Source organism: Levilactobacillus namurensis DSM 19117 (assembly GCF_001434785.1).
Taxonomy (GTDB): Bacteria; Bacillota; Bacilli; order Lactobacillales; family Lactobacillaceae; genus Levilactobacillus; species Levilactobacillus namurensis.
Genome location: NZ_AZDT01000019.1, coordinates 49,638 through 55,637, shown reverse-complemented (window position 1 = coordinate 55,637; position 6,000 = coordinate 49,638). Strand labels below are relative to the sequence as shown.

The following is a 6,000-nucleotide window of genomic DNA, read 5'->3' as shown; positions in this document are numbered from 1 at the left end:
AAGGCCTCTATGGGCTTTTTTGTCTACAAGTGTTCGGTTATATTTTACAATCTCCCTAAATCAATTATGAACGCAATTAGCACTTTTGTTGCGTTCGCCCCCACCTGTGGCTGGCCGCCGCCCGTTAATCCGGCGTCACCGCGATTATACAATAGACCCCCTGGAAAATCAGCCCCCTTTATAAAAATATTTATACTCCCAATCCCCACTAGCGATTCCAGTCCTGACACCGCTAACTCAGGGGTTGGCTCATTTTCAATTTGTTTCACGTGAAACAGGTTATATCATAAGCCATTATCTTTTACACAACCGATTAAAGTCGCTATACTGGAACCGTTTAAGACGGAGCTAAGGAGGAATTTTAAATGACTCAAAAATACGTTGCGAAGATTGTACCGTTAAACGCTGACGGGATTGGCACTAGCGCTCACGGTGAAGCCACGTTCACCCAGGATGCGGACCAACTCGCCATTCACATTGAGATGTTCGATACCCCGGCCAACACCCAACACTGGGAACACTTCCACGGTTTCCCAGAGGGGCAAGCTGCGCAAATCGCCACCATGGCACAGGATGCCAACCACGATGGTTTCGTGGACTTACCAGAAACCGAAGCGGTCTCCGGAACCACCATGGTGCCTTTCGATAGCGCACCACAAGCCATGAACATCCCCAACGACACCTACCCAGTCTCCGATGCTCAGGGCCACTTCGCTTACGACATCACCGTTCCGCTAGCAGCCCTTCAAGCCAAGTTCAAGGAAGCCTTCGGTACGGATGACTTGGAACTTGACAAGCGGGTCATCTACATTCACGGGGTTCCCCAAAGTCTTACATTACCAGACACGGTCGCGGGAGAAGTCGGAACCTACGACGCCCACGTCACCCTACCGATCGCCACAGGGAAGATTGAAAAAGCCAACTAACCTGAATCGACTGTAACTAAAAAGCGCTGAGCAAATTGGCTCAACGCTTTTTTAATCGGTGCAGAACAACGATGTATGTATTCACAAGTGTATTCACAGACGGTATAATCTAAGTAGTTATTGGAATGGAGGCTAAGACCATGGAAAAATATGTAAAAGCTCGCAAACAGGGGAATTCCATCGTCGTCACAATCCCTAGTAACTTGGCAGTTACGCCAGGAACTAAGTACCGAGTTGAGAAAAGGGAGAATGGTGATTTGATTCTCAAGCCTTCAAAACAGATTGCTACTTCTTTAGACGACTTGTTTAGAGATTGGCACGGTACTTATCAACGTGCAGATGATTTAAATGACTGGGAAAATACAAAACCAGTAGGAGAAGAGCTATGGTAGATATACCAAAGAATGGCGATATTATCTACATTGATTTTGATCCATCCGCCGGAGTAGAAATCCAAAAAAGAAGATCAGCCGTGGTTGTTAGTAACAATCAGTTAATAATGACTTCACCGTTTGTGTGGGTTGTCCCTATATCACACGGCAAATTCAACGGTCAAGACTACCCTTTACATGTGAGTTTAGATAAAAGAACCAAAATAGACGGAACGGTATATACGGAACAGTTAAAATCTTTTGATTACGTACAGAGAGATTGGCAGTTTGTAGAACGCCTACCAAAGGATTTAAAAGAAGAAATCCAAAATAAAATACGATTAGTGATCCAGCTCGATAACCATTAGCAAGAGACTGTGACGTGAACTAGCCTGTAAATAAGCAAAACGGACGAGAAACCCCAATTCGGTTTCTCGTCCGTTTTGCTTTCGTCACTGTTGCGAATTAGCTGTCTTCGAGCGCTATAGCCACTTCCGGCTCTTCAACCAATACAAACGGTCGCCCCAATATGACATTCATCGATAATATGCCCGTCGTCAGGAAGCCCAAACCTTACAACCCCTGGCAAATATAACCAAGTTGCGTTACTTCTATGCCGCTAAACTTAGTGTTTTTTAATTAGGATTGCTTAACCGCCATCCCCTTGACCGCGTGCTGCCGCTTGAGGAGCACCACCAGTAAGATGACCACCACCAGGACCAAGCCCAGCGCCGTTAACATGATGTGGTGCATTCCCGTAAACAGGATCAGGCGCATCTTGGGTAGCCAGGCCGTGGGCAGATTGCCCGCCGTCTGGGAATTGCTCAACTGGTTGAGCATCCCCATGGTGATGTGCCCGTGGTTGGCCCGGACTCCGGCCGCCAGGGCCTGACTCAAGATGACCCCGTAGATCGACGACATGAACGTCTGGCTCAGGATGCGGACCAGGTAGGCGAACGAGGTCGCAATCGGGACATCGGTCATGGCCACGTCACTCTGAACGGCGACTTGCAGGGTCGTGAAGCAGACCCCAATCCCGAACCCGTTGAAGGCGCCCATCACCAAGAGAAACGCGTAACTGGCGGTGTGACCAACTAAACTCATCCCCACGAACGTGATCAGAAAAGTCGCCGTCCCCATCACCAGGACCCCGTACCGGCCAATCTTAGGCTGGACGGCCGGCGCCAGTTCGGACCCGAAGAAGTTGGCGACGGACCCCGGAATCTGGGTCATCCCCCCAATCAACGCGCTGAGGCCCATGATGCCTTGTGCCCACATGGGGACGTAGATGTTAAAGGCCACGAACGCGCCCCAGAGGAACGCGAAGATCAAGAGGTCCGCCACTAATTTGCCATTCCGGAACAACCGGTTCGGCACGATGGGGTCGCTGACTTGCGCCTCCACGTGGTGCATCCGCCACAACAGGAGGCCGCCAACGACCACCAATACGCCGGTGGCCCAGAGCGGTGCGGACCCTAATAATTGGATGCCGACCAGGATGGCCACTAAGCCCAGAACCATCAATGCGGCGCCCTGATAATCGACGGCCGCTTGATTTCGCGGCAGGTGGCTCTTGAAGAACAGGGCCACGATCAGAATCGACACCAGCGCCAGCGGCAGGTTGATGTAAAACACCCAGTGCCAACTGAAGGTGTCCACGATCCAGCCCCCGAACAGTGGCCCAATGATGGACGCGGTACTAAAGCTGGCGGAGGTGACCCCGATGACCTGCGCCCGGCGTTTCAGGTTCTGGAAGAGCTGCGCGTAGATGATAAACGGAATAGTGCTCATCCCACCAGCCCCCAGGCCCATGACGCCCCGGGCGATGATGAACCAGGTGATGTTACTGGCGAGTCCTTGGAACAAGGCACCCACCGCAAACGTAGTGGTCGCGGTGATGTAGGCCACTTTGTTCCCCTTTTTCTCACCAAACTTACCCCATAACGGCGTGGCGACCGCCATCCCTAACAGGAAGATGGCCACGATCCAACCCATATACTGAATCCCGTGCAGGTCGCTCACGATGGCGGGCAGCGCCGTGTTGACAATGGTCCCGTCTAACCCGGCCATGGCGTTGGAGAGTAACAGCGCACAGGTAATCAGTAACTTACGTTGATGACTCACAATCTAAAGCTTCCTCTCTTATGTAGATTCCCGTGATGACCCTGACTGGTTGACCCAGTCAGTTATGAAACCTAATCGTCACATTCTTAAAATGTTAGAGCTACGGGGACCGTTTGTCAATCACGCCACCAGCCTCAAAAGGCACCGACTCTCTGCGGAGTCGGTGCCTTTTAGGGGTGGCTACTGCGCGCCCCATTGCTGGTCGCGAACGTGTTTGGCCGTTAACTGGTACATGTCGATGATGTGCCGGTCCGTTAACCGGTAGTGGATCTCCTTGCCCTGACGCACCCCTTCCACCAAGTTGAGTTGGCGGAGGGTCTGGAGCTGGTGGGAAATGGCCGATTGGCTGATGGCCAGGCGCTCAGCGATTTCATTGACGCTAAACGCCTGATCCGCAATCAGCAGGAGAATCTTCAACCGGGTAGGATCACTGACCGCCTTGAAGATGGCAATGATCGGGGTCAGTTCTTGATTATCGGGTAGCTGGACCGCCGCGGCGGCCAACAGATGTTCTTTGGACAATATTTTCACTCCTAGTTCGAACGGGCGCCTGGGGTTGCGTGGGGTTCACCAGCAACAGCCGTAACCCGTTCAAGATGACCAGTAAGGTACTGCCTTCGTGCAGCACCACGCCCCAGGTAATATTGGCGAGGCCCATAAAGTTTAATCCTACTAAGAGTACCACGACTGCCATCGCAAAGATAATGTTTTCCCAGACCACCCGGTTCAACTTGACCGAAATCTGGTGGGCCGCCGCTAACTTGGCCAGGTCGTTTTGCATCAAGACCACGTCCGCCACGTCGATGGCCACGTCCGTCCCATCCCCCATGGCCACGCCGATATCGGCCGTGACTAGGGCTGGTGCGTCGTTCACCCCATCGCCGACCATTGCCGTGACGGGGTAGGTCCGTTGCAGGCGCTGAACGATGGCCGCTTTATCTTCCGGTAAGACGTTGGCCGCCACTTCATCGATCCCCAATTGGCGAGCCACCGCTTCCCCCGTCAACTGGGCATCGCCCGTGATCATGGTGGTGTGGATCTGGTGGTCCTGGAAGTAGTCGATAGCGTGGGCCGCAGCCTGGTTCGGCAAGTCCATCAACGCCAACAGGCCTTGGGGCTGGTCATCGACGGCCACGACCACCACGGTCTTCCCTGCCTGCGCCAGCCGGTCGATTCGGGTTTGAAAATCCGGTGTCAGGTGGGCAAAACTAGTGGGTTTGGCAATGGCGATTTTCTGGCCAGCCACCTGACTGTAGATGCCTTTCCCCAGTTCATTAGTCACCGTGACCGGGACGCTGGGAACGTCGGCGAAGGCCGTCACGATGGCCGTAGCCAACGGGTGATTACTCTGGGCTTCCATGGACTTCAGGATGGGCACCAGGTGCGACTGGTCAACCGCGTCCGTGAAGTAGATGTCCGTGACCTCGGGACGGCCGACCGTCAGGGTCCCGGTCTTGTCGAAGGCCACGGCTTGGAGTTCGGCCAACTGGGTCAGGTAGGCGCCCCCCTTGAACAGGACGCCGCGCTTAGCTAAGTTCGACAGGCCGGAAAGGGTCGCCGGGACCGCCGCAGCCGCCAAAGCACAGGGCGACGCCGCAATCAAGAAGACCACCGTCCGGTACAGGGTCAACGACCACGACCACTGGAAGACTAGTGGCCCAGCCAAGAGGACCACGGGCAACAGCGCCAGGACCGTCCGCACGTAGATTGGCTCGAACTTCTCAATCCGGGTCGCCGTCTTGCCCAAGGTGGTCTGGGACTGTTCTACCAGCGCCAAGATCTTGGCAAAGACCGTGTCTCGACTATCCTTGGTGACCACCATTTCAAAGGAAGTCGCGCCGTTGATTGTACTCCCGAAGACGACGTCGCCCGGGCCCTTCTCGCGCGGAATGCTTTCCCCGTTGATCGACGATTCGTTGAGGGTCGCTCGTCCCGCGACCACCTGGCCGTCCGTTGGCACCTGGTCGCCGTTTAGGACCTGGACCCGGTCACCCACTTTGAGTTGGTCGACCGGAACCACGTCGACGGTCCCCGCAGCCGTCAGTCGCCGGGCTTCCACGGGATTCATGGCCAACAACGCCGTGATTTCACGCTTGCTCTTCCCCTCGGCGTACCCTTCCAGGAAGTGCGCCCCCGCAAAGATCAGGATCAGTAACGTGGCTTCCTCGAAGTGGCCGATCAGGACCGCTCCCACGGCCGCCAACGACATCAACAGGTGTACGTTAGGGACGAAACGCCGCTGTTCCTTGGAGGCCGCATAGGTGTGGGCAAAGCCTTCCCCGACAATGTGGTAGCCGGCCAAGACCGCCGCCACCAGGAACCCGCCTGCCTGAGCCGGCTGAGGCAGGATAAAACTGACTAAAAACAGTACCAGGCCCAACCAGTACCAAGTCTGGGGAGCAGTTAATCGCTTCTTCATCATCAACGCCTCACTTTCATATTTATGTATGCTCATATGTTAAATTAAACATATCACGGGACGCTCCCCTTGTCAAGGTGGCGCCATTGGTCCAAATCAGACGTCTTCAATCATCTCAGCTTTAGCCAATCAATCCTATCAGACGGGACTTAATGAGGTC

General features: G+C 54.3%; 6 protein-coding genes. 3 read left to right on the top strand and 3 right to left on the bottom strand.

Features of this window, described 5'->3' with window-relative positions; translation table 11 throughout:
- Window positions 1-365: 365 nt before the first annotated feature.
- The 3 genes from FD30_RS04100 to FD30_RS04090 all read left to right on the top strand — a co-directional run bounded on the left by FD30_RS04100 (window position 366) and on the right by FD30_RS04090 (window position 1,665).
- Window positions 366-926 carry a hypothetical protein gene (locus tag FD30_RS04100; protein WP_024748135.1) on the top strand — a complete coding sequence of 187 codons (561 nt, stop codon included), beginning with the start codon at window positions 366-368 and terminating at the stop codon, window positions 924-926.
- A 140-nt stretch (window positions 927-1,066) separates the two neighbouring features.
- Window positions 1,067-1,318: a type II toxin-antitoxin system PemI/MazE family antitoxin gene (mazE, locus tag FD30_RS04095; RefSeq protein WP_056943994.1), complete on the top strand. Its 252-nt coding sequence runs from the start codon at window positions 1,067-1,069 to the stop codon at window positions 1,316-1,318.
- Complete coding sequence (locus FD30_RS04090) at window positions 1,312-1,665, top strand: type II toxin-antitoxin system PemK/MazF family toxin (protein WP_056943993.1); 354 nt, start codon at window positions 1,312-1,314, stop codon at window positions 1,663-1,665. Before mazE ends, FD30_RS04090 begins: the two co-directional genes overlap by 7 nt.
- A 271-nt stretch (window positions 1,666-1,936) precedes the next feature.
- Here the strand turns inward: FD30_RS04090 and FD30_RS04085 are convergent, their stop codons facing one another.
- The 3 genes from FD30_RS04085 to FD30_RS04075 all read right to left on the bottom strand — a co-directional run bounded on the left by FD30_RS04085 (window position 1,937) and on the right by FD30_RS04075 (window position 5,840).
- Complete coding sequence (locus FD30_RS04085; RefSeq protein ID WP_147000005.1) at window positions 1,937-3,424, bottom strand: MFS transporter; 1,488 nt, start codon at window positions 3,422-3,424, stop codon at window positions 1,937-1,939.
- 177 nt (window positions 3,425-3,601) lie between these two features.
- Window positions 3,602-3,943 (bottom strand): ArsR/SmtB family transcription factor, encoded by a 342-nt coding sequence (locus FD30_RS04080; RefSeq protein WP_225426464.1) that lies wholly within the window; start codon window positions 3,941-3,943, stop codon window positions 3,602-3,604.
- The gene (locus FD30_RS04075; RefSeq protein WP_082604796.1) at window positions 3,894-5,840 is read right to left on the bottom strand and encodes a heavy metal translocating P-type ATPase; all 1,947 of its coding nucleotides are present in this window, start codon (window positions 5,838-5,840) and stop codon (window positions 3,894-3,896) included. Before FD30_RS04075 ends, FD30_RS04080 begins: the two co-directional genes overlap by 50 nt.
- Between the last annotated feature and the right edge of the window lie 160 nt (window positions 5,841-6,000).

Bases quoted from the DNA above. Each gene is read 5' to 3' on its own strand.
- FD30_RS04100 (WP_024748135.1), top strand. From the start codon at position 366: ATGACTCAAAAATACGTTGCGAAGATTGTACCGTTAAACGCTGACGGG.
- mazE (WP_056943994.1), top strand. From the start codon at position 1,067: ATGGAAAAATATGTAAAAGCTCGCAAACAGGGGAATTCCATCGTCGTC.
- FD30_RS04090 (WP_056943993.1), top strand. From the start codon at position 1,312: ATGGTAGATATACCAAAGAATGGCGATATTATCTACATTGATTTTGAT.
- FD30_RS04075 (WP_082604796.1), bottom strand. From the start codon at position 5,840: ATGAAGAAGCGATTAACTGCTCCCCAGACTTGGTACTGGTTGGGCCTG.